The 26,039-nt window shown below is 71.8% G+C and carries 19 protein-coding genes; 13 read left to right on the forward strand and 6 right to left on the reverse strand.

Features of this window, described 5'->3' with window-relative positions:
• The 10 genes from ABD691_RS04070 to ABD691_RS04115 form a co-directional block, all read left to right on the forward strand.
• Positions 1-1,910: ATP-binding protein (locus ABD691_RS04070; protein WP_344677993.1), on the forward strand; the 1,910-nt coding region annotated here is incomplete at its 5' end.
• On the forward strand, positions 1,907-3,820 hold the full coding sequence (locus ABD691_RS04075; protein WP_344677994.1) for a hypothetical protein: 1,914 nt from the start codon (positions 1,907-1,909) through the stop codon (positions 3,818-3,820). The genes ABD691_RS04070 and ABD691_RS04075, both read left to right, overlap by 4 nt.
• Positions 3,821-3,917: 97 nt before the next feature.
• The gene (locus ABD691_RS04080) at positions 3,918-4,445 is read left to right on the forward strand and encodes a hypothetical protein (RefSeq protein ID WP_344677995.1); all 528 of its coding nucleotides are present in this window, start codon (positions 3,918-3,920) and stop codon (positions 4,443-4,445) included.
• Between the two features lies 1 nt (position 4,446).
• Entirely contained in the window at positions 4,447-5,463 is a 1,017-nt protein-coding gene (locus tag ABD691_RS04085) for a C40 family peptidase (RefSeq protein WP_344677996.1), read from the forward strand.
• 70 nt (positions 5,464-5,533) lie between these two features.
• Positions 5,534-5,977, forward strand: a complete 444-nt coding sequence (locus tag ABD691_RS04090) for a hypothetical protein (RefSeq protein WP_344677997.1) — start codon at positions 5,534-5,536, stop codon at positions 5,975-5,977.
• Positions 5,978-6,075: 98 nt separating this feature from the next.
• Positions 6,076-6,264, forward strand: a complete 189-nt coding sequence (locus ABD691_RS04095; RefSeq protein WP_344677999.1) for a hypothetical protein — start codon at positions 6,076-6,078, stop codon at positions 6,262-6,264.
• 221 nt (positions 6,265-6,485) lie between these two features.
• Entirely contained in the window at positions 6,486-7,949 is a 1,464-nt protein-coding gene (locus tag ABD691_RS04100) for an RNB domain-containing ribonuclease (RefSeq protein WP_344678000.1), read from the forward strand.
• 87 nt (positions 7,950-8,036) lie between these two features.
• Positions 8,037-8,699 carry an NADPH-dependent F420 reductase gene (gene npdG, locus ABD691_RS04105; RefSeq protein ID WP_344678001.1) on the forward strand — a complete coding sequence of 221 codons (663 nt, stop codon included), beginning with the start codon at positions 8,037-8,039 and terminating at the stop codon, positions 8,697-8,699.
• A gap of 58 nt (positions 8,700-8,757) precedes the next feature.
• Positions 8,758-9,159, forward strand: coding sequence for a DUF4326 domain-containing protein (locus ABD691_RS04110; protein WP_344678002.1), 402 nt, complete (start codon positions 8,758-8,760; stop codon positions 9,157-9,159).
• A gap of 59 nt (positions 9,160-9,218) precedes the next feature.
• Positions 9,219-10,178, forward strand: coding sequence for a glutathione S-transferase family protein (locus ABD691_RS04115; RefSeq protein WP_344678003.1), 960 nt, complete (start codon positions 9,219-9,221; stop codon positions 10,176-10,178).
• Position 10,179: 1 nt separating this feature from the next.
• On the opposite strand, the gene panB is transcribed toward ABD691_RS04115, so the two are convergent.
• From panB to ABD691_RS04145, 6 genes are all read right to left on the reverse strand, one after another.
• Entirely contained in the window at positions 10,180-11,037 is an 858-nt protein-coding gene (gene panB / locus ABD691_RS04120) for a 3-methyl-2-oxobutanoate hydroxymethyltransferase (RefSeq protein ID WP_425564967.1), read from the reverse strand.
• A 116-nt stretch (positions 11,038-11,153) separates the two neighbouring features.
• Positions 11,154-11,960, reverse strand: a complete 807-nt coding sequence (locus ABD691_RS04125) for a transporter substrate-binding domain-containing protein (RefSeq protein ID WP_344678005.1) — start codon at positions 11,958-11,960, stop codon at positions 11,154-11,156.
• A 128-nt stretch (positions 11,961-12,088) separates the two neighbouring features.
• Positions 12,089-12,997 carry an SDR family NAD(P)-dependent oxidoreductase gene (locus tag ABD691_RS04130; RefSeq protein WP_344678006.1) on the reverse strand — a complete coding sequence of 303 codons (909 nt, stop codon included), beginning with the start codon at positions 12,995-12,997 and terminating at the stop codon, positions 12,089-12,091.
• Positions 12,998-13,040: 43 nt separating this feature from the next.
• On the reverse strand, positions 13,041-13,838 hold the full coding sequence (locus ABD691_RS04135; protein WP_344678007.1) for an SWIM zinc finger family protein: 798 nt from the start codon (positions 13,836-13,838) through the stop codon (positions 13,041-13,043).
• Positions 13,831-16,779: a DEAD/DEAH box helicase gene (locus ABD691_RS04140; RefSeq protein WP_486374887.1), complete on the reverse strand. Its 2,949-nt coding sequence runs from the start codon at positions 16,777-16,779 to the stop codon at positions 13,831-13,833. Before ABD691_RS04140 ends, ABD691_RS04135 begins: the two co-directional genes overlap by 8 nt.
• 58 nt (positions 16,780-16,837) lie before the next feature.
• Positions 16,838-18,583, reverse strand: coding sequence for an NAD+ synthase (locus ABD691_RS04145; RefSeq protein WP_344678009.1), 1,746 nt, complete (start codon positions 18,581-18,583; stop codon positions 16,838-16,840).
• A gap of 148 nt (positions 18,584-18,731) precedes the next feature.
• Here ABD691_RS04145 and ABD691_RS04150 point away from each other — a divergent pair, with 148 nt between their 5' ends.
• The 3 genes from ABD691_RS04150 (at position 18,732) to ABD691_RS04160 (ending at position 25,423) form a co-directional block, all read left to right on the forward strand.
• Positions 18,732-20,249 carry an alpha/beta hydrolase gene (locus ABD691_RS04150; RefSeq protein WP_344678010.1) on the forward strand — a complete coding sequence of 506 codons (1,518 nt, stop codon included), beginning with the start codon at positions 18,732-18,734 and terminating at the stop codon, positions 20,247-20,249.
• Between the two features lie 106 nt (positions 20,250-20,355).
• Positions 20,356-21,699 carry a type I glutamate--ammonia ligase gene (glnA, locus tag ABD691_RS04155; protein WP_344678011.1) on the forward strand — a complete coding sequence of 448 codons (1,344 nt, stop codon included), beginning with the start codon at positions 20,356-20,358 and terminating at the stop codon, positions 21,697-21,699.
• Positions 21,700-21,751: 52 nt separating this feature from the next.
• Positions 21,752-25,423 (forward strand): glycosyltransferase family protein, encoded by a 3,672-nt coding sequence (locus ABD691_RS04160; protein ID WP_344678012.1) that lies wholly within the window; start codon positions 21,752-21,754, stop codon positions 25,421-25,423.
• The last annotated feature ends 616 nt before the right edge of the window (positions 25,424-26,039 follow it).

Below are 26,039 nucleotides of genomic sequence, written 5' to 3' on the forward strand. Positions count from 1 at the left end.
GGTCGGCCCGGATCTACGTGCGGCGCCCCGAGGACGTCGGCGGCGAGCTGCAGCGGCAGATGAACAAGGTCCGCTCCCAGGTCCGGCACTACACCGAGGAGCACGGCCTGGAGCCGCCGACCTCGCTGGCCCGGCAGGCCGGGCGGGTGCTGGAGATCGACGACGAGATGACCTCCGGCTTCACCGCGCTGGCCACCCGGGTCCGCTCGTGGTGGCGGCTGGCGGTGTCCGGCCCGACCGAGCGCGACGCGCTGCGGCTGGCGCAGCAGATCCTCGACCTCTACAAGCCGAAGGTCGCCATCGAGCACCCCGAGGCCCAGTACGCGATGGCGCGGGAGTTCATCCCGGGCGAGCCGCTGGCCAACGCCGCCTACCTGCGGCGCGGTTCGGTCGTGTGGGCCGCGGCGGCGGTTCCGCAGGCGACCGCGGAGGTCGGCGACCGGCGCGGCATCCTGCTCGGCGAGACCTGCACCGCGACCCGCCGCCCGGTCGCGTGGGATCCGTGGATGGCGCAGGAGGTCCGCGACGCGTCCGGTCTGACCGCGATGGTCGCCGGTCTCGGTGGTGGCAAGTCGTTCCTCGGCGGCGGGATCGTCTACAAGACGCTGCGCTCCGGCGCGCACTGGACGCTGCTGGACCCGTCCGGTCCGCTGGCCGAGATCTGCAACCTGCCGGAGCTGCGCCCCTACGCCCGGCCGATCAACCTGCTCAACGCCCAGCCCGGCATCCTCAACCCGTACCGGGTGGTCGCCGAGCCGGAGCTGGAGCACTTCGTCGACGAGGACGACCCGGAACGCAGCTGGCGGCGCGAACGCGCGCTGGCGGCGGCGACCCGGCGGCGGCTGGTGCTCGACGTGCTCACCGGGCTGCTGCCCTACGAGGTCGCCCGGTTGCCGCAGACCCGGATCGTGCTGCTGCGCGCGGTCCGCGCGGTCGGCGGGCGGCCGGACGCGCATCCGGGCATGGTCTTCGAAGCGCTGCGGCGGGACGCGAGCGAGCACCACGAGCACGCCGTCGTCGTCGCCGACTTCCTCGACGAGATCCGGGAGCGGATGTCGCTGCTGATCCCGGAGGCCAACGCCGACCCGTACTCGGAGCGCCGCGAGGACCGGCTCACGGTGCTCACCATGGCCGGGCTGACCCTGCCCAAGGACGGCGTCGGCCGCGAGCACTGGACCGACGCCGAAGCGCTCGGCGTGGAGATGCTCAACCTCGCCGCCTGGCTGACGCAGCGGTCCATCTACGAGCGGCCGAAGAACGAGCGCAAGGGCGTCTGGATCGACGAGGCGTTCTTCCTGTCCGAGGTGCCGACCGGCCGGGTGCTGATGAACCGGTTCGCCCGCGACTCCCGGAAGTGGAACGTCCGGGTGCTGCTGTCCAGCCAGATCCCGGCTGACTTCCTGCGGATCCAGGGCTTCGTCTCGCTGCTGGACTCGGTGTTCATCGGCCGCCTCGACGACGAGCACGCGCAGGCCGACGCGCTGCGGCTGCTCAAGGTCCCGGTCGGCGCGGGCTACGAGCAGGTCGTCGCCGCGCTCGGCCGCCGCCCGGGCCCGGCCCGCAACAACACCGAACGCGACCGCTCGCCCCGGCAGTTCATCTTCGGCGACGGCGCGGGCGGCGTGGAGAAGATCCGGATCGACTTCAGCGGACCGCACCTGGCCCACCTGCGCGACTCGCTGGACACCACCCCGGCCTCCGACGACAGCGAGCCCCGCGAGCTCAAGAGCGCCGAGAACGGGGTCAACTCCGACGTCGCGGCCCCGGCGCTGACCGCCTCCGACGACTACCCGGAGGACCTGGACACCTTCGACGAGTTCGAGCTCGAGACCGTCGGGATCGGCAACGACGGCACGGGCGAGCGTTCGGCCGGGAATCCGGGCGAACGAGGTGGGGACGACGTCCGGTGACCGCCGTGCTGACCCTGACGGGGGTGGTGATCGTCGCCGCGCTGCTGGCGCGGAGGCGACCGGCGCGGCGCTCGCCGGCCCGCCGCAGGCGCGGGGCGGCGGCCGTGGTCGCCGCGATCGTCGGCCTCCAGGCCCTGATCGGCGCTCCGGCCCTCGGGCAGGGGTCGGACTGCAAGGAGCCGCCGAACCCCGAGCGGCCCGGGTCGGGCATGGTCGGGGCGATCGATCCGGCGCCGATGGGAACAGGCCAGCCGGGTAGTGCCTACGACGAAGTCGGCTACGCCGGTCTAGTCTGGCACACCTACGACCTCGGCTGCGGGCCACAGGGCGTGACCAATCCGAACGCCCTGGTCGACACCTGGCTCGGCAACGAGTTGTTCAACATCGGCAAGAACTTCGTGGGTGCCACGAACGGTCTGCACTACGCGTTGCTCAACGGCGACCTGATGGATCCGCTGGACGACGTCATCGCGAACGGAACGGTAGCCCTCTACGACAGCGTGTTCACGCCGTGGTTCGGGCTCGTCGCGTTGGTGCTGGCCGTAGTGCTCTTCCGCTACATCTGGCAGGGCGACCTGGCCTCGATCGGCAAGAAGGGTATGTGGGCGCTGGCAGGACTCTGGTTCGCCTCGGCGACCTACCTCACGCCGCTGGTCTACACGCACGCTCTCGATGACGTGGTGATCACCGGAACTTCGGCGGTGCAGGCAGGATTCCTGCGCGAGGTCGGTGTGGACGAGGCCAACGCGCTGCCGACCCTGCTGCACGACCAGGTCGTCTACAACAACTGGTTGCGCGGGGAGTTCGGCGCTCCGGACACGCCGCAGGCGCAGCAGCTCGGCCGAGAACTGCTACGGGCGCAGGCGTGGACGAAGGAAGAAAGGCGGACTGGCGCCGACGCGGGGTCTCCGGAGCCGAAGAAGCAGGCCTTCGAGGACGTCGCTGCGAAGATGGGCAGTGCCTACGGATACTTCCAGGGCATTGATGGCAGCCGCGTCGGTGCGGGAACCCTCGCGATGGCACAGAGCCTCGCCTTCGGGACGTTCCAATTGCTGGCCAAGGCGACGATCCTGCTCGCCCAGGTCATGTTGCGGGTCCTGATCCTCGCAGGGCCGCTGATCGGCTTGGTCGCGCTGGTGTACCACCAGATCCTGCGCGCCATCGGCCGGATCGCGGGTGCGGCGATCCTCAACGTCGTGATGGTTTCGGCGATGGCCGGGCTGCACACCCTGATCCTCACCTGGATCTTCGACCCGAACAGGCAGTTCGTGCCGCTCACCCAGATCCTCCTGTCCGGCCTGGTCACCCTGGTCTTCCTCCTGGTCGGCAAGCCGCTCCGGCGGATGGGGCAGATGGTCGAGCTCTCGGTCGGTGGCATCGGTGGGTCGATGCCGCGGGTGCCGCAGGGGATCTTCTCCCGCTTCCGCGGCCGGGGCCGCGGCTCGCAGGGCTCCGGTGGCGGGGACTTCTGGGACACCGTGCGCTCTTCCGACGACGAGATGGAGGAGACGCAGTCCGGTCAGGAGCGGCGGCGCAGCCGCCCCGAGGCGCAGCTGCCGTCCTCGGTGGTCGCGACGGCGCAGCGGCTCGACCGGGACGGGACGTCGGCGATTCCTCCGGAGGAGGCGCAGGCGCTGCCCGGTGGTGCCGCGCCGCGGCGGCCGGGCGGGTTCCGGCATCCGCAGGCCCTGCCCGAAGGGCGGACCGCCAGTCGGCTCGTCGATACCGCCCCGGTGGCGGATGCCAAATGGGACGGGCTCGACGAAGATCCGGTGTTGGTCCCGTCCCGGTCCGACAACCCGGCTGCCGCGCCGGAACCCCGGCGGGCGGAGATGGAGGTCGTGGCGGGCCGACCGGTGTACGTGGTGTACCGGCCGTCCCGGGGGCTGGAGGTGGCCGACGGTGGCTGACTCCGGCCGGTGGAACTGAGGAGGGGGAGGGCAGCCGATGCCCATTCGCACACATCGGGGCCGTGCCGCAGTGTACCGCAGGCTGTGGGGCTGGCCCTTGCGTTCTCCGAAGCACCTGGTCGGCGCGCTTGTGGTGCTCGGCGTGCTGGTCATCGTGATCGGGTTCCTGCTGCCGGAGCCGCCGCCCAGCCGCTACCAGGGTCAGCAGGACCCGGCCCAGCGCCCCGCGGAGCAGCCGGTGTCCGCGCCGCCGTCGACCCGCAAGCCCGCGCCGCCGACGTTCTCCGTGCCGCCGACCGCGCCGCCGAGGACCGCGGCCGATCCGGCCGGGCTCGCCGTCGTCGAGGCGTGGGGCCGGGCGTGGGTGAACCACCCGCCGGGCACCGACCGGCAGCGCTGGCTCGACGGCCTGCGCCCGCACACCACCGACGAGTTCCTGCCCGAGATGGCCTCGGTCGACCCGGCCAACGTGCCCGCCAACGCGGTCACCGGGCCCGCGACCCCGCTGGAGTCGACCGCGACCGCGATGGACGTGCGGTTACCGACCGACGCCGGCGAGGTCCAGGTGCATGCGATAAAGACCCCGGCCGGCTGGCGAGTGGCGGCCTACGGCGAGGTGAACTGACATGCGCAAACTCCTGGTGGCGCTGGTGCTCGTCGCGGGTTTCGCCGGACTCGCCGGGGTCGGCGCGCTGACCGCGCTGCTGGCAGGCAGCGGCGGCCGGGGGCAGGGCTGGTCCGAGTGCAGCGCCGACCTCGGGCCCTGGGGTGACGCCGCGGGCCGGGGGGAGAGCGACGCGAGCACGCTCAGCGCGGAGTCGGTCGAGATCGCCAAGCGGATCATCGAGATCGGCAAGGAGCGCGGCCTGCCCCCGCGCGCCTGGCAGATCGCGATCCAGGCGGGCAAGACCGAGTCGAACCTGAAGAACGTCTTCCACGGCGACCGCGACTCGCTGGGGATCTTCCAGATGCGCCCGTCGATGGGCTGGGGCAGCGAGTCGCAGGTCACCGACGTCGACTACGCGATCAACAAGTTCTACGACGTGCTGCTGGAGGTCCCGGGCTGGGAGGAGATGCGGCCGGGCACCGCGGCCCAGCGCGTCGAGCGCTCCGGGTACCCGCTGCGCTACCACAAGTGGGAGCCGATGGCCGCCCACCTGGTCAGCGTGGAGGGCCAGGTCAGCGGGTTCAGCGGCTGCGAGGACCTGCCGTCGGCCAGCGTGCTGGCGGGCAACGCGATCGGCTACGCCCACGCCCAGCTGGGCAAGCCGTACGTGTGGGGCGCGGCCGGACCGGACACCTTCGACTGCTCCGGCCTGACCCAGATGGCCTGGAACGCCGCCGGGGTGAAGATCCCCAAGCACTCCCAGACCCAGTACGACCAGGGCGGCGTGCACGTGCCGCTGTCCCAGGCGCAGCCAGGTGACCTGGTGTTCTGGGGCCACGGCCGGGATCCGCAGAGCGTGCACCACGTCGCCCTGTACCTGGGCGACAACGAGGTCCTGCACGCTCCGCAGCCCGGCGAGAGCGTCGAGCGGACGAAGATGTGGGACGGCGGTGAGCTGCTGCCGATGGTGGTGCGCCCCGCTCCCGACATGCCCGGGACCGCCGCGGCGCTTCCACCGGCGGGCGCCGGCAGGTGAGAATTCGCCGACGTGCCCCCGGCGCGCCGGACGTTGCCGAAGGGCCTGTTCGAAAGGTGGCCAATCCCCGATGTTCACGCCAGACCCGATCCCGCGGCCGTCAGGCCCGCCCGCGTCCAGCACGCCGCTCGGGGACTACCTGTCCAGAGCGCGCCACGGGGTCGACAGCGGTTACGTGACGGTGCCGCGGTCGCTGGCGGAGGCGATGCCGTTGCCGTGGCAGCAGCAGATGCGGCACCTGCTGGCCGAGTTCCACCAGGCGTTCGGCCACCTGCAGTGGCCGGTGTACCGGGTGGTGCCGTCCCGGTACGAGCGGCTCGTGGACCTCGACGACGACCAGCTCGCCGAGGTCGGCTGCACCGTCGAGGTCGACGACAGCGGTGAGCTGGAGTACCGGATGCGCGACGGCCGCCGGATCGAGGACCCGGAGACCCACCAGGTCCTGGTGTCGTGCCTGGACCCGATCCCCCGGCAGCAGCCCGGACCGGCCGCGCCACCGCCTCCGGCCTGGTAGCCGGCGGCTGCTCCGTTCAGGGGCGCCGGGCCCGGGCCGGCCCGACGACAGCCGCTCGGCCGCGTGACATGCGCTGTGCGACATGCGAGGCTCGACCCATGGCCCGCAAAGGTTGGTACTTCTGCCTGAAGCATCAGCAGGTCGAGCCGGCGGCGGGGTGCCGCGCGGCCGAGCGGTTGGGTCCTTATGCCGATCGCGAGACCGCGGCGCGGGCGCTGGAGATAGCGCAGGAGCGCACCAAGGCGGCCGACGAGGCCGACCGGCGTTGGAACGCCGAGGAGGACTGATGGGCCACGCTTTTCTTCCGGCTCATCGGGGCCGACCGGGTGCGGGTGTCCCGCAGGGCACTGGTGGACTGACGGGCCACGCTTGTTTTGCGGCTTATCGGGGTCGACCGGGTGTGGGTGTCCCACGGGGTGCTGGTGGACTGACGGGCCAGGCTTGTCCTCCGGCTCGTCGAGGCCGACCGGGCGCGGGTGTCCCGCAGGGCACAGAGGACTGATCTCCCGTGGCGGCGGCGCAGGTTCCAGGAGACGAGGCCGGTGTTGCCGCCGCCGACCGGAGTTCCCGGCCGCGGGAGTTCGGCTCGGACTTCGCCGCCATCCGGGCTGAGCTGGGCTTACCCGTCGATTTCCCCACCGCCGCGCTGAGCGAGGTCGAGCGGAGCGTGGCGCAGCCGGTGCTCGACGGGGAGCGGGTGGACGCCACGGACCTCCCGCTGGTCACGGTCGATCCGGCCGGTGCGAAGGACCTCGACCAGGCGGTGCTCGTGTGCGCTCGGCCCGGCGGCGGTTACCGCGTGCACTACGCCATCGCCGATGTCGCCGCGTTCGTGGTGCCGGGCGGGGCGCTCGACGCCGAGGTGCGCAGGCGCGGCCAGACGCTCTACCTGCCCGACGGCAACGTCCCGCTGCATCCGACGCTGCTTTCCGAGGGCGCCGCGAGCCTGCTTCCGGACCAGGTGCGCCCTGCCGTGCTGTGGACGATCGACCTCGACTCCGACGGTGTGCCGGTCGGCGTCGACCTGCGCCGGGCGCTGGTGCGGTCGGTCGCGCAGCTGGACTACGACGGCGTGCAGCGCACCATCGACCTCGGGGTCGCGCACCCTTCGATCGAGCTGTTGCCGCAGGTGGGGAGACTGCGCCGGGAGCAGGCGGTGTTGCGGGGAGCGATCGAGCTGGGGTTGCCGGAGCAGCAGGTCGAGTCCGACGGCAACGGCGGTTGGCGGCTGGTGCTGAGGCCCCGGCTGGTGGTCGAGGAGTGGAACGCCGAGATCTCGCTGCTGACCGGGATGTGCGCCGCGGAGATGATGATCTCCGCCGGGATCGGCGTGCTGCGCACGGTCCCCGACCCGGAACCGGAGACGGTGGCGGGCCTGCGCAGGTCGGCCGCCCGGCTCGGCGTGGACTGGCCGGAGGAGCAGCACCCGGCCGCGGCGCTCGCGGGGCTGGACCCGGTCCGGCCGGAAGCGCTCGCGGTCCACGTGCAGGCGACCCGGCTGCTGCGCGGCGCCGGGTACACGGCGTTCGGCGACGGCGCCCCGGCCAAGGCCGGGCACGCCGGCATCGGTGCGTCGTACGCGCACGTCACGGCGCCGCTGCGGCGGCTCGTCGACCGCTACAGCGCCGAGGTGTGCCTGGCGGTCGCCTCCGACCGGCCGGTGCCCGGATGGGTGCTCGAAGCGCTCGGGAACCTGCCGTCGGTGATGGGCGGGTCCGACCGGGTGGCGGGCCAGGTGGAGCGCGCGTGCATCGCCCAGGCCCAGGCGTGGGCCCTGGCAGGCCGGGTGGGCGAGGAGTTCCCGGCGACCGTGCTGCGCGCGGCCAACGGGGTCGGGGGTGAGGTGTTCGTCGCCGCGCCGCCGGTCATCGCCCGGTGCGTGGGCGACGGTTTCGGCGAGGGGCAGCAGGTGCGGGTGCGGCTGGCGCAGGCCGACCCGGTGCGCCGCGACGTGGCCTTCGAGGTGATCTGATCCACAACGTGATCCGCTGGCGGATTACGCGGTCCGCACCGATCGTTGGGAGCACTGATCAACGGTGTTCGACGGAAGGGGCCGGGCGTGGCTGTGCGGGAGAAGACCATCGGGGTCCTCGGTGGTACCGGGGCTCAGGGCAAGGGCTTGGCGATCCGGTGGGCCAGGGCCGGGCTGAAGGTCGTGATCGGTTCGCGCAGCGCCGAGCGCGCCCAGCAGGCGGCCGAGGAGATCGCCGGGGTCGCGGGCGGGGACGTGACCGGCCAGGACAACGCCGGTGCCGCCGCGGCGGCCGACATCGTGCTGCTCGCGCTGCCCTGGGACGGCCACGCCGAGACGCTGACCTCGCTGCGCGCCGAGCTCGCGGGCAAGATCGTCATCGACTGCGTGAACCCGCTCGGCTTCGACAAGCAGGGCCCGTACGCCCTGCCGGTCCCGGAGGGCAGCGCCGCCCAACAGGCCGAGCAGCTGCTCCCGGACTCGCGGGTGACGGCGGCGTTCCACCACGTCTCGGCGGTGACGCTGGCCGACCTGTCGGTCGACCACGTCGACCTCGACGTGCTCGTCCTCGGTGACGACCGCGAGGCCACCGACGTGGTCCGCGAGCTCGCCGACGTCATCCCCGGTGTCCGCGGTGTCTACGGCGGACGCCTCCGCAACGCCCACCAGGTCGAGGCGTTCACGGCGAACCTGATCGCCGTCAACCGCCGCTACAAGGCCCACGCCGGCCTGCGCATCACCGACATCTGACGCGCGTTTGTCGCGGTCCGGCGGTCCGGGCAGCATGAAGGGCCGGAGGTGGTCGATCGTGGCCAGGCAGCTCCCGGAGGAAGCCGGCGGATGGACCGACGACGAGCGGGAACGCGGCGCCGAGGTGCTCGACGGCCGCGCGGTGGTGGTCAACGTCCGCAAGTCCGGGCCGCACAAGCACCTGGTGCCGTGGTTGCTGTCGCAGGACCTGCTCACCTACGTCGGTCACTCCGGCCCGCGCCACTCGTGGCCGAGCTCGGACTTCGCCAGTCCTTTCCTGAAGGAGGCGAAGACCGACCGCGAGGCGATGGTCCGGCACTACGAGCAGTGGCTGGACGAGCAGCCCACGCTGCTGAAGCGGATCCGCGAGGGCGAGCTGAGCGGCAGGGCGCTCGGGTGCTGGTGCGCGCCCAAAGCCTGTCACGCCGACGTCCTCGCTCACCGCGCTTGCCACGACTAGGGCTTGTTCGGCCGTTGGGACGGCCCCCGCAAGCACTTTCGAGCCACTAGCCTGAATTCATGACCTCCACCAAGGACGCGGTGACCGCTCGGGGCGAGTGGGTGCGGCAGGCGAACCGGTTCACCCAGCGCGTGGCCGCCGAGGCGGGCCGGTACCGCCTGATCGTCAGCCTGGCCTGCCCGTGGGCGCACCGGGCGGTGATCGTGCGGCGGCTGCTCGGCCTGGAGGACGCGATCTCGCTGGGCGTCGTGGACCCCATCCGGGACGAGCGCGGTTGGCGGTTCACCCTCGACCCCGACGGCCGGGATCCGGTGACCGGCATCGAGTTCCTGTCCGAGGCGTACCTGGCCACCGATCCGGACTTCGCCGGCCGCTTCACGGTGCCCGCGCTGATCGACACCACCTCCGGCCTGGTCGCCACCAACGACTTCCCGCAGATCTCCCTGGACCTGTCGACCGAGTGGACCCGGTTCCACCGGGCGGGCGCGCCGCAGCTGTACCCGGAGGCGCTGCGCGCGGAGATCGACGAGGTCAACGACGGTGTCCACCGGGACGTCAACCAGGGCGTCTACCAGTGCGGCTTCGCCAGGTCGCAGGTCGCCTACGAGGAGGCGTTCGACCGGCTGTTCACCCGGCTGGACCTGCTCTCGGAACGGCTGTCCGACCGCAGGTACCTGGTCGGCGACACGATCACCGAGGCCGACGTCCGGTTGTTCACCACGCTGGTCCGCTTCGACGCCGTCTACCACGGGCACTTCAAGTGCAACCGGAACAAGCTCACCGAGCTGCCGGTGCTGTGGGCTTACGCGCGGGACCTGTTCCAGACTCCCGGTTTCGGCGACACCGTGGACTTCGACCACATCAAGCGGCACTACTACGTCACGCACCCGGACATCAACCCGAACGGCATCGTGCCGAAGGGGCCGGACCTGTCGGGCTGGCACTCCGAGCACGGCCGGGCCGCGCTGGGCGGCCGTCCGTTCGGCGACGGGACTCCGCCGCCGAACGTGACCGGCTGACTCAGTGGAAGGAGTGCTCGGCGGCGGGGAAGCTGCGCCCGCGCACCTCGTCGGCGAAGTCGTGGGCGGCCCTGGCCAGGGTTCCGCCCAGGTCGGCGTACTTCTTGACGAACCGGGCCGTCCGGCCGGTGTTCATCCCGGCCATGTCGGTCCACACCAGCACCTGCGCGTCGCAGTCCGGGCCGGCGCCGATGCCGACCGTCGGAACGCGCAGCTCGGCGGTGATCCGCTTGGCCACCTCGGCGGTGACCATCTCCAGCACCACGGCGAACGCGCCCGCGTCTTCCAGCGCGTGCGCGTCGTCGAGCATGGAGTCCGCGCGGTCGCCGCGTCCCTGCACGCGGTAGCCGCCGAGGGTGTGCTCGCTCTGCGGCGTGAACCCGATGTGGCCCATGACCGGCACACCGGCCGTGACCAGCTTCTCCACCTGCGGCGCGTACGCGCGACCGCCTTCGAGCTTCACCGCGTGCGCGCCGCCCTCCTTCATCAGCCGCACGGCGGACGCCAGCGCCTGCTCCGGTGAGCTTTCGTAGGAGCCGAACGGCAGGTCCGCCACGACCAGCGCGTGCTTCACGTTGCGCGTGACGGCCCTGGTCAGCGGGATCAGCTCGTCCAGGCTGATCGGGATGGTGGTGTCGTACCCGTAGACGTTGTTCGCCGCGGAGTCGCCGACGAGCAGCACCGGGATGCCCGCATCGTCGAAGATCCGCGCCGTGTACATGTCGTACGACGTGAGCATCGGCCACGCCTCGCCGCGCTGCTTGAGTTCCAGCAGGTGGTGCGTCCGGACTCGGCGGCGGGGAGCGGCGGAACCGTAGGGAGCGGTTTCGGTCTCGTGCTTTTGAGCAGCAGTCATCATTGACCGTCCTTCAGTCCTCAAGGCCCGGCTTCGCGGGTCCCTGGGCTTGTGTGACGCTCGGCAGCGTCGCACGCGCTCGCACCTCCGGGGGATACCCGAAGGGCGCACATCACACGTCAACCGATCCAGGGTCCGGAGATCCGGTCGTAGGTGCCGTCGTGCAGCGCGAGGTTCAGCCACTGGTCGACGTACTGCTGGAACACGACGTCGCCGCGCGGCACCAGGTACGCCTTCTCGGCGAAGGTAAACGGCTGGTCCGGGTGCACCGAGCACAGCTCCGGGTGCTGCTTGGCCTGCCACTTCGTCTCGGCGGCGTCGGTCATCATCAGGTCGGCGTTCCCGGCGACGATCTGCTCGAAGATCGTGTTGTTGTCCGGGTGCTCCACGATGGTCGCCTGCCTGAGGTTGGCGCGGGCGAACTGCTCGTTGGTCCCGCCGGGGTTGACGATCACGCGCACCCCGGGCCGGTCGATCTGCTCCAGCGTCTGGAACCGCTCGGCGTTCTCGCACCTGGTGATCGGCGTCTTGCCGTCGACGGCGTAGGCCCGGCTGAAGAACGCCTGCTTCGCCCGCTCCAGCGTGATGGACACACCGCCGACCGCGATGTCGCACTTCGCCTCGAAGTCCCGCATGAGCGTCTTCCACGTCGTGGGCACGATCACGGCCCTGACGCCGAGCTTGCCCGCGAGGTCGTGGGCCATGTCGATGTCGATCCCGCTCCACGCGCCCGCGGCATCGCGGTAGGTGTAGGGGCGGTAGTCGCCAGTGCTGCACACCCGCAGCTCACCGCGCTGGACCACCTGATCCAGCCGGTTCAACGCCTCCGGCTTGGCCGCCGGCGCGCCGGTCCCGCGCGGGATCGCCACCGCGCCGATCCCGACCAGGACGACAGCCAGCGCGACCGCGAACGCTTTCCACTTCATGAGGGCCCGCCTTTCGATCTCCACCGCACATGCTTAGCCGTTCGGCCGTGCGAGGAGAAGACCTCGGACGAGGCCGGAGTACGTGTGCACGCCGATCCCGGTGAAACCGGGCCCGGGCAGGGCAACGATCAGGCCCCGTCGATTCCGGCGAGTTCGGCCGAGACGTCCCAGAGTTCGGCGGCCCGGCCGCGGTCATAGGACTCGGCGGAGCTCTTCCGCGGCCTGCGGCCGACGAAGTACAGCCCGCTCACCTCGCCCGGCTCGGGGTCGTCGAGCAGCCACACCAGGTCGGCGGCGGACCGCGCGACCGACCGCACCCCGGGCACGGCGCGGACCAGCAGCGGTGCCAGCCGTTCGTAGCCGCGCCGGACGAAGGCGGGGTAGTCGCGGGCGAGACCGGTCTGCGGCATCAGCCCGGGATCGAAGGCGTTCACCGTGATCCGGCGACCGCGGAGCCGGCGGTTGAGCTCGTAGGTGGTGTAGATGTTGGCCAGCTTCGAGGTCGAGTACCGGATCCGGCCCGAACGCGCGGAGTCGTCCAGCGACGAGCGGTCCGGATCGGCCAGCAGCCGGGGGTTTTCCCACCGCGGCGCGGGAAAACCCATCGACCGGCGCGGACCGAGGTGGGTGCCGCTGGAGACGAGCACGATCCGGGCGGGCTGGGCCAGGTGGTCGAGCAGCCGCCGGACCAGCAGGTAGTGGCCGAGGTGGTTCGTGGCGAAGGTCAGCTCGTGCCCGTCCGGCGAGCGCCGCACCCCGTCGACCACCTGGAGCCCCGCGTTGCACAGCAGGGCCTGCGGCCTGCGGGCCGCCAGGGGCTCGGCCGCGGCCCGCACCGAGGCCAGGTCGGCGAGATCGAGTTCGAGCACCTCCAGCCGGGCGTCGGGTGTCCGCGACCTGATCTCGGCCGCTGCGGCCTCCCCGCGCGAAACGCTGCGGCAGGCGAGGATCACATCCCGCCCGGCGGCGGCGAGCCCGGCGGCCGTGGCCAGGCCCAGTCCCGACGACGCCCCGGTGATGACTACAGGTCCGGTCATTCGCTGCTCCGTTCGTGGAAGACATCTCCCACTCTGCCCGCGATCAGTCCTCCGCCGCACCCAGCGCGCGGTACGCGGGCCGCAACCGCTCGACCACGTCGATGCCCTCCACCCGCAGCGGATCGAGCTGGTCGAGCACCGCGTCCGGCCTGGCTGGCTCACCGCCGGAACCTCCGGGCAGCGGCGGCATCGTCCAGAACGACTCCATGCACTCCGCCAGCGGCGCGACCTCGTCCTCGCGCGCCGCCGCCTTCGTGCCGCGCAGCGACCGCAGCCGGTCGAGCAGCTCCTCGCGGCCCCGGCCGCGCCACGCCAGGATCTGGAACGGGTCCTCGTCGAAGGACTCCGCCAGCAGGTAGCACGCCGCCGCCAGGTGCTTGCACGGGATTTCCCAGTCCGGGCAGGAACAGTCCATCGTCAGCTCGCGCATGGTGTCCGGGAACAGCCGCAGCCCCAGCCGCTCGAACTCCGCCTCGATGTCGGTGGGCATCTCCCCGGCGAGCAGCTTCGCCGCGAACAGCGCCTGCCCGGCCAGCGCCTCCTCGATCCGCGCCCACTCCGCCGCGCTGAACGCCTTCATCCCGATCCGCACCCGGTACGGCGTCTCCCGCGAACCCTGCACCTGCGCCACGACCAGGCTCTTGGACACCGACATGCTCAGCACCTGCCCGGCGCGGGCGTAGCGCTTGCCGCGTTGCAGCCGCCCGCCCATGCCGAACGACTCCAGCACCTCGATGAACCGCTGCGACCACCAGGTCTGCGCGATCTGCCCGCGCCTGCTGCGCGCCCTGATCCCGCCCTCCACGCGGATGGGCGGCCCGTACTCGCGCCAGTCACTCACCGACGGCCTCCCCGGACAGCGTGAGCAGGTCCCGCAGCTCGCGGTTGGACAGCTCGGTCAGCCAGTTCTCTCCGGCGCCGACCACGAGCTGGGCCAGCGCCTTCTTGTCCTCGATCATCCGGTCGATGCGCTCTTCCAGGGTGCCGATGCAGGTCAGCTTGCGGACCTGCACGTCGCGGCGCTGCCCGATGCGGAACGCCCGGTCGGTGGCCTGGTCCTCGACCGCCGGGTTCCACCAGCGGTCCAGGTGGATGACGTGGTTGGCGCCGGTCAGCGTCAGCCCGGTGCCGCCCGCCTTGAGCGACAGCACGAAGATCGACGGCCCGCCGCGCTCCTGGAACCGCCGGACCATCGCGTCCCTGGCCCGCTTCGGCGTGCCGCCGTGCAGGTAGAGCACCTCGGTGTCGAAGCGCGCCGACAGGTGCGGCACCAGCATCCCGCCGAACTCGGCGAACTGCGTGAAGCACAGCGCCTTGTCCCCGTCGGCCAGGACCTCCTCCAGGATCTCCTCCAGCCGCGCGAGCTTGCCCGAGCGCCCGGCCAGCCGCGACCCGTCGCCGAGGAACTGCGCCGGGTGGTTGCACACCTGCTTGAGCTTGGACATGGTCGCCAGCACCAGGCCCCGGCGCTCCATGCCGTCGCTCTCGCCGATGCGGCGCAGCATGTCGTCGACCACCGCCTGGTACAGCGACGCCTGCTCGGCGGTCAGGTTGCACAGCTGCTTGAGCTCGATCTTGTCCGGCAGGTCGTCGATGATCGCCGGATCGGTCTTGAGCCGCCGCAGCACGAACGGCCCGGTGATCCGGCGCAACCGCTCGGCGGCGTCGGCGTCGCCGTCGCGCTCCACCGGCACCGCGAAGCGGGCGCGGAAGGTGTGCACCGAGCCGAGCATGCCGGGGTTGGCGAAGTCCATGATCGACCACAGCTCCGCCAGCCGGTTCTCCACCGGCGTGCCGGTCAGCGCCACCCGGTGCCGGGCGGGCAGCCGCCGGATCACCTGCGACTGCCGCGAGCTGCTGTTCTTGATGTTCTGCGCCTCGTCGAGCACCACCCGGTCCCACTCGACCTCGCCGAGCGCGTCCGCGTCGCGGGTCGCCAGGGCGTAGGTGGTGATGACGATGTCGTGCTCCGCGGCGGCTTCCACGAGATCGGCCCCGCCGAGCCGCGACGAACCGTGGTGGACGTGCACCGACAGCCCGGGCGCGAACCGGGCTGCCTCCCGCTGCCAGTTGCCGACCACCGACATCGGGCAGATCAGCAGCGTCGGCCCCCGCCGCCGCAGCACCTCCAGCGCGAGCAGCTGCACCGTCTTGCCCAGCCCCATGTCGTCGGCCAGGCACGCGCCGAGCCCGAGCCGGTCGAGGAACGCCAGCCACGCCAGCCCGCGCCGCTGGTACGGGCGCAGGGTGGCGGTGAACCCCTCCGGCGGTTCCACCGGATCGAGCCTGGCCTCCAGCCGACCGGACAGCAGATCGCCGAGCCAGCCGTCACCGCTGACCTCGGTCACCGGCATCGGCAGCTCGGAATCCCGCGGGTGCAGTCCGGCCTGCAGCAGCACCTCGGCCGCGGGCATCCGCCCCTCGCCCGCGCGTTCCAGGAACGCCAGCCCGGCGGCCAGCCGCTTCTGGTCGACCTGGACCCACTGCCCGCGCACCCGCACCAGCGGCACCTTGGCCGCGGCGAGATCGGCCAGCTCGGACTCGCTGAGCCGCTCGTCGCCCAGCGCCAGGTCCCAGCGGTAGTCGACCAGCGCGTCCAGCCCGAATCCGTCCTCTTTGGACACCGCGCCCGCGGTGCCGCGGCTGGACGCGGTCAGCTTCAGGCCGAGCTCACCGGACCTGCCCCACCAGGACGGCAGCAGCACCCCGAACCCGGCCTGGTCCAGCAGCGCGGAGTGGGTCAGGAACTCGTAGGCGCCTTCGGCGTCGAGCTCCAGCCCGGTCGGGTGCGCCTCGCGCAGCGCCGACTCCAGACCGGGGTAGAGGCGGCTCGCCCGGCCGAGATCGGCCAGCAGCAGCTCCTCCGGGTCGGCGACCCAGCGACGCAGCACACCGCCGTGCTCCCGCCACACCTCGGCCGCGGACACGAGCACGCTCGGGTCGTCGGCGGCCTGCAGCAGGAACTCCAGCTGCCAGTGCTCCTCGTCGCCCTGGTCCGGCGAGCGCAACCGGAAGCAGGCGCGCACCGGACTCACCGGCGCACCGCCCGCGCGCCAGTGCTCCAGGTGCTCGCGGAGGGCGTGCACCTGCTCGGGATCGGCCTCGAACCCGGGCTCCCCGGTCAGCGCGGCCAACCAGGACTCGACGGCGTTTCCCCCGTCGGAGAGCCGAATTCCGGAAAGCCGTTCCCGCACGACGCCGTCGACCAGCGCGTCCAGCGACGCGCTCAGCACCTCCTCCGGCGCGCGGCCCGGCTGCTCGCTTCGGCACACCGGCGGCATCGCCTCGCGCAGCGCGGCGAACCGCGCGGCCGGTGCACCGGTGAGCAGCGGACGCCAGCGCGCGGTCGGACCGTCCTCCACCGCGGGGACCACCATGCCCCGGCTCGCCAGCTCCTCGGCGAACTCGGCCACGCGGCCGAGGAACCGGACCGATGCGCCGAGGCGGCAGTCGGCGAGCTCCGGAACCCGGTCGCAGATCACCACCGGCACCGACCACGGCAGCAGCCGCAGCCTGCCGCGCGGAGCCGGACCGGCGGTGAGCGGATCACGCACCAGCTCCGGCGAGGACGAAGGCGCCGAGGCGTAGGACGGCAGCAGCAGCGTCAGGACGTCGGTGCCGGCCTGCCGCAACGAGAGGCGCTCGACCAGGTCCTCGGCCGGAACCGCGAACGGATGCGCCACCGGGCCCTTCGCCCGCCGCCGGTCGAGCCGCGCAGGCAGTTCCGAGTCCTCCGCCCACAGCGCCACCGCGCCGCCGACGGTCGGGACCCCATGCACCACCAGCAACGGAAGATCCTTCTACGAACCGTCTTCGTTCGGCGAGTCCGAGGACATGGCCCTACGGACGTGCCTCGCGCCAGCGGTTGGTCAGCGGCAGCCGCCGGTCCCGCCCGAACGCCTTGAACGTGATCTTGGTGCCCGGCGGGTACTGCCTGCGCTTGTACTCCGCCCGGTCCACCAGCTGGATCACCCGCTCCACCAGGTCCGCGTCGAAGCCCTCGGCGATCAGGTCCGCGTAGCTGCGGTCGCCCTCGACGTAGCCGTCCAGGATCACGTCGAGGATCTCGTAGGGCGGCAGCGAGTCGGTGTCGACCTGGTCCGGCCGCAGCTCCGCCGACGGCGCCTTGCTGATCGAGTTCTCCGGGATCGGCGGCACCTCGCCGCGCTTCTCGGCCTCGGCGTTGCGCCACTTCGCCAGCTTCCACACCAGCGTCTTGGGCACGTCCTTGATCGGCGCGAACCCGCCGACCGCGTCGCCGTAGATCGTCGAGTAGCCGACCGCGAGCTCGGTCTTGTTGCCCGGCGCGAGCACCAGGTGGCCGTGCTGGTTGGACAGCGCCATCAGCGTGATGCCCCGGCACCGGGCCTGCACGTTCTCCTCGGCCAGCCCGGTCAGCTCCAGCTGCCGCACGAACACGTCGACCATGTCCGCGATCGGCTGCTCCTCGAAGTGGCAGCCCAGCCGCCGGGCCAGCTCGGCGGCGTCGGAGCGGGAGTGGTCGGACGAGTAGCGCGACGGCATGGACACGCCGTGGAGGGCGTCGGCACCGAGGGCGTCGGCGCTCAGCGCGGCGCACACCGCGGAGTCGATCCCGCCGGAGAAGCCGAAGGCCACCGACTTGAAGCCGTTCTTCTGCACGTAGTCCCGGAGCCCGGTGACCAGCGCCGCCCACACCTCGGCCTCGTCCGACAGCGGCTCGGCCACCGGCGGCGCGGGCTGCGGCTCGCGGTCCGGCAGCGGATCGGCCTGCAGCACGATCCGGTTGACGTCGAAGGCGGGCCGCTGGATGCGGCCGGGCTGCTCGGGAACGGTCGTCGAGGTGTGCCCGCCCGCGGGCAGGTCCAGGTCCAGCACCAGCAGGTGCTCGGTGAACTGCGGCGCCCGCGCCAGGACCTCGCCGTCGGCGGCCACGACCATCGAGTCGCCGTCGAAGACCAGCTCGTCCTGCCCACCGACCATGTTCACGTAGGCCATCGGCGCCCCGGCCTCGGCGGCCCGGCCGGCCACCAGCGGCGTGCGCACGTCGTCCTTGGCGCGCTCGTAGGGCGAGCTGTTGACGCAGACCACCAGGTCCACGCCGACCTCGCCCAGCGCCGCTACCGGACCGCCGTTCTGCCAGATGTCCTCGCAGATCACCACGCCCACGTCCAGCCCGTGCAGCCGCGCGATCGGCAGGTCGAAGCCGGGCGCGAAGTACCGGGCCTCGTCGAAGACGCCGTAGTTGGGCAGGTGGTGCTTGTCGTAGGTGGCCACCACCTGTCCGTTGTGCAGCAGCGAGGCGGAGTTGCGCACGCCCTCGTCGTCGCGGTCCAGGTGGCCGACGATCACGAGCGCGTCCCCGCACCCGGCCTCCCGCAGCCGCTTGGCCAGCGACTCGACCTCGGCGCGGTTGGCCGCGGCGAAGGACTTGCGCAGCGCCAGGTCCTCGACGGGGTAACCGGCGATCACGGTCTCCGGGAACGCGACCAGGTGGGCGCCGGACTCGACGGCCCGGCGGGTCCAGTCGAGGACCATCGAACTGTTGCCGGCGATGTCGCCGACACATGCGTTGACCTGTGCTAGAGCGATGCGCAGCTGCGGCATGACCCCATCTTCGCGCACGTCGGCGCGGCTCGTACTACCGCCCGTGTGAATCTCACAGCCGCCCGCGTGCCACGATCCACGGGTGACACGCCTACTGACCGTGATCGGGGCACTCGTCTTGCTGGGCGGTGTCGTCGCATGCAGTCCTATGGAGCCCGAAGCACCGCCGCTGCAGCCGCACACCGAGCGCAAGGGGCCGGTCGGCCCGGTCCCTCCAGGTATGGAGCGGTACTACAGCCAGACCCTGTCCTGGGGACCGTGCGCGGACTTCGCGACCTCCGACGAGGAGCGCGCGGCCTACCGTGACCCCGCGATCGAGTGCGCCCGGCTCGAAGTGCCGATGAACCACGCCGACCCCGGCGGCCCCACGATCAGGCTGGGCCTGCTGCGCAAGCCCGCCACCGATCCGGGGCAGCGGGTCGGCTCGCTGCTGGTCAACCCCGGCGGCCCGGGGGCCTCCGGGATGAGCACGGTCGCCGCGCTGGCCGGTTCGGCAGGCAGCACCGAACTGGGCCAGCGCTTCGACCTGGTCGGCTTCGACCCGCGCGGCATCGGCGCGTCCGAGCCGCGGGTCCGCTGCCTGACCGACCAGGAGCGCGACGCCGACCGCCTGGACCCGGACTCCGACACGTCCCCGGCGGGCGACGCGCAGACCGAGCAGGAGGCGCAGGACTACGCGGCCAAGTGCGCCGAGCGCACCGGCGCGGAGATGCTGGCCAACGTCGGCACCCGCGACGTCGTCAAGGACATGGACGTCATGCGCTCGGCCCTCGGCGACGAGAAGCTGTCCTACCTCGGCTACTCGTACGGCACCCGGATCGGCTCGGAGTACGCCGAGGAGTTCCCGCGCAACGTGCGCGGGATGGTGCTCGACGGCGCCATCGACCCGGGCCAGAACGCGATCGAGTCCCTGGTCGCGCAGGGCGCGGGCTTCCAGAAGGCGTTCGGGGACTTCGCCTCCTGGTGCGCGCAGCAGCAGAACTGCGCGGTGGGCTCCGACCCGGCCCAGGCGGTCAAGGCGTTCCAGGACCTCACCCGGCCGCTGGTCGACCGGCCGGTTCCCACCGGCGGCGGGCGCGAGCTGTCCTATTCGGACGCCACGACCGCCGCGATCCAGGCGCTCTACGCCCCGGACCTCTGGGAACAGCTCAACACTGGCCTGCTGGAACTGGACCAGGGCCGTGGCGGGATGCTCATGGCGCTGGCCGACACCTACTTCGGCCGCGGCGCCGACGGCACCTACTCGTCCACGATGGACGCCTTCGACGCGGTGCACTGCGTCGACGACGAGCGCAACCTGGACCCCGGCGTCGTGCGGGAGGCCGACCGCCGCTACCGCGAGGCGGCGCCGTTCCTCGACGACGGCCGCGGCCCGAGCGCGGCCCGCGACGTCTGCGCGTTCTGGCCGGTCCCGGTCACCGGGGAGCAGACCCAGCCCGTCGTCGACGGCCTGCCGCCGGTGCTGGTGATCTCCACGACCGGCGACCCGGCCACGCCGTACCGGGCGGGCGTCGAGCTGGCGGGCGCGCTGCACGGCAGGCTGCTGACCTTCGAAGGCACCCAGCACACGGTGTTCCTGCAGGGCACCTCCTGCGTCGACGAGGCGGGCACGCGCTACCTCGTCGACGGCGAACTGCCCGCCGAAGGCACCCGCTGCACCGGCTGAGGGTCCCGCCCGCGCGGTGGGTGAGCCGCCGCGCGGGCGGATTAACGTTGGGTTTCCGCCCCCTCGCGGTTCGGTCCGCGCCGACCCCAGCAACTAGGCTGCGGGCATGAACCGCCAGCAGGAGTTCGTGCTCCGCACCTTGGAGGAACGTGACATCCGCTTCGTGCGGCTGTGGTTCACCGACGTCCTCGGCATCCTGAAGTCGGTGGCGATCTCGCCCGCCGAACTCGAAGGTGCCTTCGCCGAGGGCATCGGGTTCGACGGCTCGGCCATCGAGGGATTCTCGCGCATCTACGAGTCCGACATGGTCGCCAAGCCGGACCCGGCGACCTTCCAGGTGCTGCCGTGGGAGACCCCCGACGGCGAGCACTACTCGGCCCGCATGTTCTGCGACATCGCCATGCCCGACGGATCGCCGTGCTGGGCCGACCCGCGCCACGTGCTGCGCCGCACGCTGTCGAAGGCCACCGAGGCCGGGTTCACCTGCTACGTGCACCCGGAGATCGAGTTCTTCCTGCTCAAGGACCTGCCGACGGACGGCCGCGAGCCGACCCCGGCCGACTCCGGCGGCTACTTCGACCAGGCCAGCCACGACGCCGCCCCGCACTTCCGGCGCAACGCCATCGAGACCCTGGAGGCGATGGGCATCTCGGTGGAGTTCAGCCACCACGAGGGCGCCCCCGGCCAGCAGGAGATCGACCTGCGCTACGCCGACGCGCTGACCATGGCCGACAACGTGATGACGTTCCGCTACGTCGTCAAGGAGGTCGCGCTGACCCAGGGCGTGCGGGCCTCGTTCATGCCCAAGCCCTTCAGCGGCCAGCCCGGCTCGGGCATGCACACCCACTTCAGCCTCTTCGAGGGCGACCGCAACGCCTTCTACCACCCGGAGGACCCCTACGAGCTGTCGGAGACCGGCCGCGCGTTCGTCGCCGGGATCCTCAAGCACGCCCGGGAGATCAGCGCGGTCACCAACCAGTGGGTGAACTCCTACAAGCGGCTCGTCGTCGGGGGAGAGGCTCCCACCGCGGTGTGCTGGGGCCACGCGAACCGGTCGGCGCTGGTCCGGGTGCCGATGTACTCGCCGGGCAAGTCCTCGTCCCGCCGGGTCGAGGTCCGCAGCCTCGACTCGGCCTGCAACCCGTACCTGGCCTACGCGATGATCCTGGCCGCGGGGCTCCAGGGCGTGCAGAAGGGCTACGAGCTGGCCCCGGCCACCGAGGACGACGTCTGGTCGCTGACCGACAGCGAGCGCAAGGCCGCCGGCTACGCGAACCTGCCGCAGAACCTCAACGAGGCCCTCAGCGAGATGGAGTCCTCCGACCTGGTCGCCGAGACCCTCGGCGAGCACGTCTTCGACTTCTTCCTCCGCAACAAGCGCAACGAGTGGGACTCCTACCGCAGCCACGTCACCCCGTACGAGCTGCGCACGCTGATGCCCATGCTGTGACGCATAGGGCCTGTGGGTACCTGTGGTGGCCGAGGGGCGATAGGTTCGGGCCGTGACCGATTCGCAGGCGCGTCCCGACTCCGTCGCCCCTGGTGGCCGCGAGTCCGAATCCACGTTGCAGTCCGGCGTGCTGGAGCAGCACGCTGAAACCTTCGGCGAACCCGAGTGGCCTGCGGAGGGCCCGGAGGAGCAGGACGTCGCGGCGGGAACGCTGGTCGGCTGCACGGTCGCCTGCCACGGGCAACTGCCCGCGGCCCGGGTCTTAAAGGACTCCTTCCTGCGCCGCCACCCCGGCGCGGGCTTCGTCCTGCTGCTGGTCGACCAACCCGGCCACGGCGAGACCGGGGTGATCACCCCCGCCGAACTCGGCCTGGACCCCGCCGAGTTCGGCAGGCTCGCCCTGGCCTGCACGGCCGAGCAGCTGCGCGGTGTGCTGCGCCCGAGGCTGCTGGCGCACCTGCTCGAGTCCGGTTCGACGGTGCTGTACTTCGAACCGTCGGTCCAGGTGTTCGGCAACTTCGACGACCTGCTCTCCGCGGTCAGCCGGGACCGCCCGGTCGCACTGGTTCCCCGGGTCCTGCGCCCGCTGCACTTCGACGGCCTGCGGCCCAGCGCGGCCGACCTCGCCGAGTCCGGCACCTTCGACCCCAGCGTGTTCGCCGTCCGCCCCGGCGCCGAGGGACTGCTGGCGACCTGGGCGGACCAGATGACCTCCGACCCCGGCGCGGTCGGCATGTTCCTCGACGGCGCTCCCGCGCTGGTCGACCACAAGGTGATCCGCGATCCGGGCGTCGGCCTGTCGGTGTGGAACGCCGCCCAGCGCGAGGTGGTCGCCTCCGACAGCGGTGAGTACGCGGTCGATGGCCACCCACTGCGCAGCGTGCACTTCGACGGCTTCCAGCCGCAGCGGCCGTGGCTGCTCTCGGCGGCCTACGCGGACCGGCCGCGCGTCCTGCTCTCGGAGCACTCGGTCCTGGCCGGGCTCTGCGCGAACTACCGGAACGCCCTGGTCGCCGCCGGTTACACCACGCAGCGCGCGCACCCGTTCGACGCGCTCCCGGACGGCGCAGTGCTGCCCAGCGGACTGCGCTCCGACTACCGCGCGGCGCTCAAGGACGGCGAAGCGCCGCCGAGCCCCTTCGAACCGGGCGCCGCGCCGGACGAGTTCCTCGGCTGGGCCTGCGAGCCCGCCGACGACCGGCAGCGCGAAGCAGGCGCCTCCCGCTGGACTGCGGCGGTCTGGTCGGACGACCCGGTGCTGCGCCGCGACTTCCCGGATCCGTTCGGCGCCGACGCGGACGCGTTCCACGAGTGGTGCATCGGCGTCGGCGTGGCCAGCGGACGCGTGCCTGCCGCTGCCGTGCACCGCCGGGCCGAACGCGGCCGGGCAGCGCTGGTCGACCAGCTCGGCGTCGCCGTGCTGGGGAGCGGCAGGCTCGCCGACCTGGTACGCGCCGCGGTCGGAACCTCGGGCCTGCCGTCCGCGGACACCCCGTACTACCCGGTCGTCCTGCGCTGCGAGCAGGGCGTTCCGGTCCCGGCTGGGAGGTACGTGATCGACGTCGGCACGGGTGCGGAACCGAGCACCGACGTCGCCGAGGTCTGGGTTCCGTCGGAAGCCGCGCGCGCCGAAGCCCGCCTGTCCGGCGGGCCGACGACCAGGGTGATCGCGCTGCCGCTGCCGGACCCCGGCCGCGTCGTCCTGCCGAGCCGCAAGGGCGCCCGCGCGCGTCACGAGCTGTCCGACGAGTTCGTCGTCGGCGCCTTCGTCGACCACGGCGACGAACGCCAGGACAACGCGCTCGGCCTGGTCAACGCCTTCCTGACGGCGTTCCCGGACCGCGACGACGTCCGGCTGGTCATCGCCGTCTCGGCAGCCGCCGACCACCCGGAAGCCGCCGAGCGCCTGCGGCTGGCCACGGCAGCGGACCCGCGGGTGCTGCTGGTCGAGGACGACATCGACACCGCCGAGCTGATCGCGGCCTCGGATCTGGTCGCGTCGTTGCACCGCGCCGAAAGCGGCGACCGGCATGCGTTGCGGCTGCTGGAGGTCGCGGCCCACGGAGTTCCGGTGCTGGCCGCGGACCACGGAGCGGTCGCGGAGCTGTTCGGCGCCGAAGGCGCGAAGCTCGTCCCGTGCCAGGGCGCGGGGGAGCCCGACATCGACGCCGCAGCGGCGGAACTGTGGGACGCCGCCGATGCCCCGGACGAGATCGCGGCCTTCGGCGTGCGCGCCCGCGATCACCTGCTGGACCGCCACAACGCCGCTCGCGCGGGCGAGCGCCTGCGCGAGCGGGTCGAGCACGCCTACCGCAACTGGCGGACGAAGTGGGCCCAGGACCGCCACGGTCACCTCGACGACCCGCTGCGCCCGCTGTTGGTCGCGCGGCACGCGCTCCACCGGGCCCCGGACGTCGGAGTCGGCGGGCGCAACTCGATGGCGCCTGCCCTGCGCAAAGCCGTGCTCAAGGCGCTAAGCCACTACGACGAGCACATCCGCGACATCATGCGCTCGATGGTCGACGGGGTCGAGCAGACCGCCGCCGAACTCCTGCGCCGCCAGTACGACGCCGACGGTGACGTCGACATCGAGGCCCTGCGGGCGGAACAGACCAGGATGGCCCAGCGGCAGGACCAGCTCGACGCGCAGCTGCTCGGCACCGACGACGGCCTGGTCCGAGCCCGCGCCGACCTGGCCGACCAGCACCGCAGGCTCCGCGAGCTCGAAGGCGTCGGCACTACCAGCGAGCCGGTCGACGCACTCGCCCACCGCCTGGACACCCTGACCAGCGCGGTGGAACGAACCCTCGACCGCATCGACGCCCTGGAGAAGAACCAGGCGGAGAACAGCGCGCTCCGCGCGGCCACGCACGACGCGTCCCACGCCCTGCAACGCACTGACGTGCTGGAACGCATCCTCCTGCGCGAACACGAACGCAACGCGGGATCGGGGGACGGCACGACCGCGCCGGTGCTGTGCGACGCGGGCCTGCTCCGACTGCCCGCCGACGACAGCCTGATGCTGCCCTGGCTGTCCTCCCACGCCTCGTGGGACTCGGAGGTCTCGGCCCTCATCGACTCCCTGCTGGAACCCGACGGCATCTTCCTCGACGTCGGCGCTTACATCGGCTACCAGACCGTCCGGGTGCTGAGCAGGCTGGGCAACAGCGGGGCGGTGGTCGCGGTCGAGCCGTGCGAGCGCAGCCGCGACCTGCTCCGGCGCAACGTCGAGGTCAACGTCCACTCCGCCTGGGGCCACCGCCTGGTCGTGATCGACGGCGCCGCGTGGGACGGTCCCGTCGAGCTCGCGGCCGAGCAGTCCCTCGCCGGCGGCGTCACGCTCCAGCCACCGGCGGAAGGCACCACCGGCACAGTCCGAGGCGTGCGCCTCGACCGCGAGCTGGAGAACCACGCGGCACTGCAGAACCTCAGGCTCTCGGTCGTCCACGTCGACGTCGGCGCCCGGGTCCACCGGGTCCTCGGCGGTCTGGTCCGGCTCCTCCGCCGCGACCGTCCCTCGATCGTGTGCTCCTTCACACCATCGGCGATCAGCGCTCTCGGCGACGACCCGGCCGCGGCCCTCCGTGAGTTCGGCACCTGGGGCTACGAGCTGGTCCCGGTCGGCCGGACCGGCTCGGTCACCGCCCCTGAGCTGCTGGAAGCCATCGAAGCAGCGGGCTCCACGAGCACCGTGAAGCTCTGGCTGCGCCCGAAGGGCAAATAGCGCTGACTGGCCTCCCGGGTGATGTCAAGGGTCTGACCAGGCGATTTGACTTTGACGGAGAGTGTGCGTAACTTTCTCTTCGCCGCACGGACAGCCGGACGGAACAGGACGCAAGAGCCTGGCGGGGACGGTGGCTGTGGGAGCGCCCGAGAAGTCGAGGACCGATCGGAGCGCACACCACCTTGGGGCGCGCGGGTTTGACACCGCGAAGCGAACCAGGTAGAGTAATGCGGTCGCCAAGTTGGAGACTCCGGTTTCGGAGCCACTGAACGGGCGCGTTGACAACTCAAAGCGGGACTCGGGATCCGAATGGGTTTCAGGGTGTGGGTGACCCCCCTTGAAAACGCGGAAATGTGGGCCTGCTAGAGTGGTTAGCACAAGCGAGAGGAAATGCTCCCCGGAGCTGCGTGGCCTGATATTGGGCTGGGTGGTGATGGTGTGGGTGTGTTCTTTGAGAACTCAACAGCGTGCCGATGATTTAGGTTAGTGTAGCTTTTAAGCTAGCCCCCGAATCATGCGCACAGGTTTGTGTGGTGTGGTTTGGGTTTCTTTGAGTATCACGCTCCGGCCCTGTGGGGTTGTTGAGTGTGTGCTGGGATTGTTTCAACAAGGCATT

This window comes from Saccharopolyspora taberi (genome assembly GCF_039534165.1).
Taxonomy (GTDB): Bacteria; Actinomycetota; Actinomycetes; order Mycobacteriales; family Pseudonocardiaceae; genus Saccharopolyspora_D; species Saccharopolyspora_D taberi.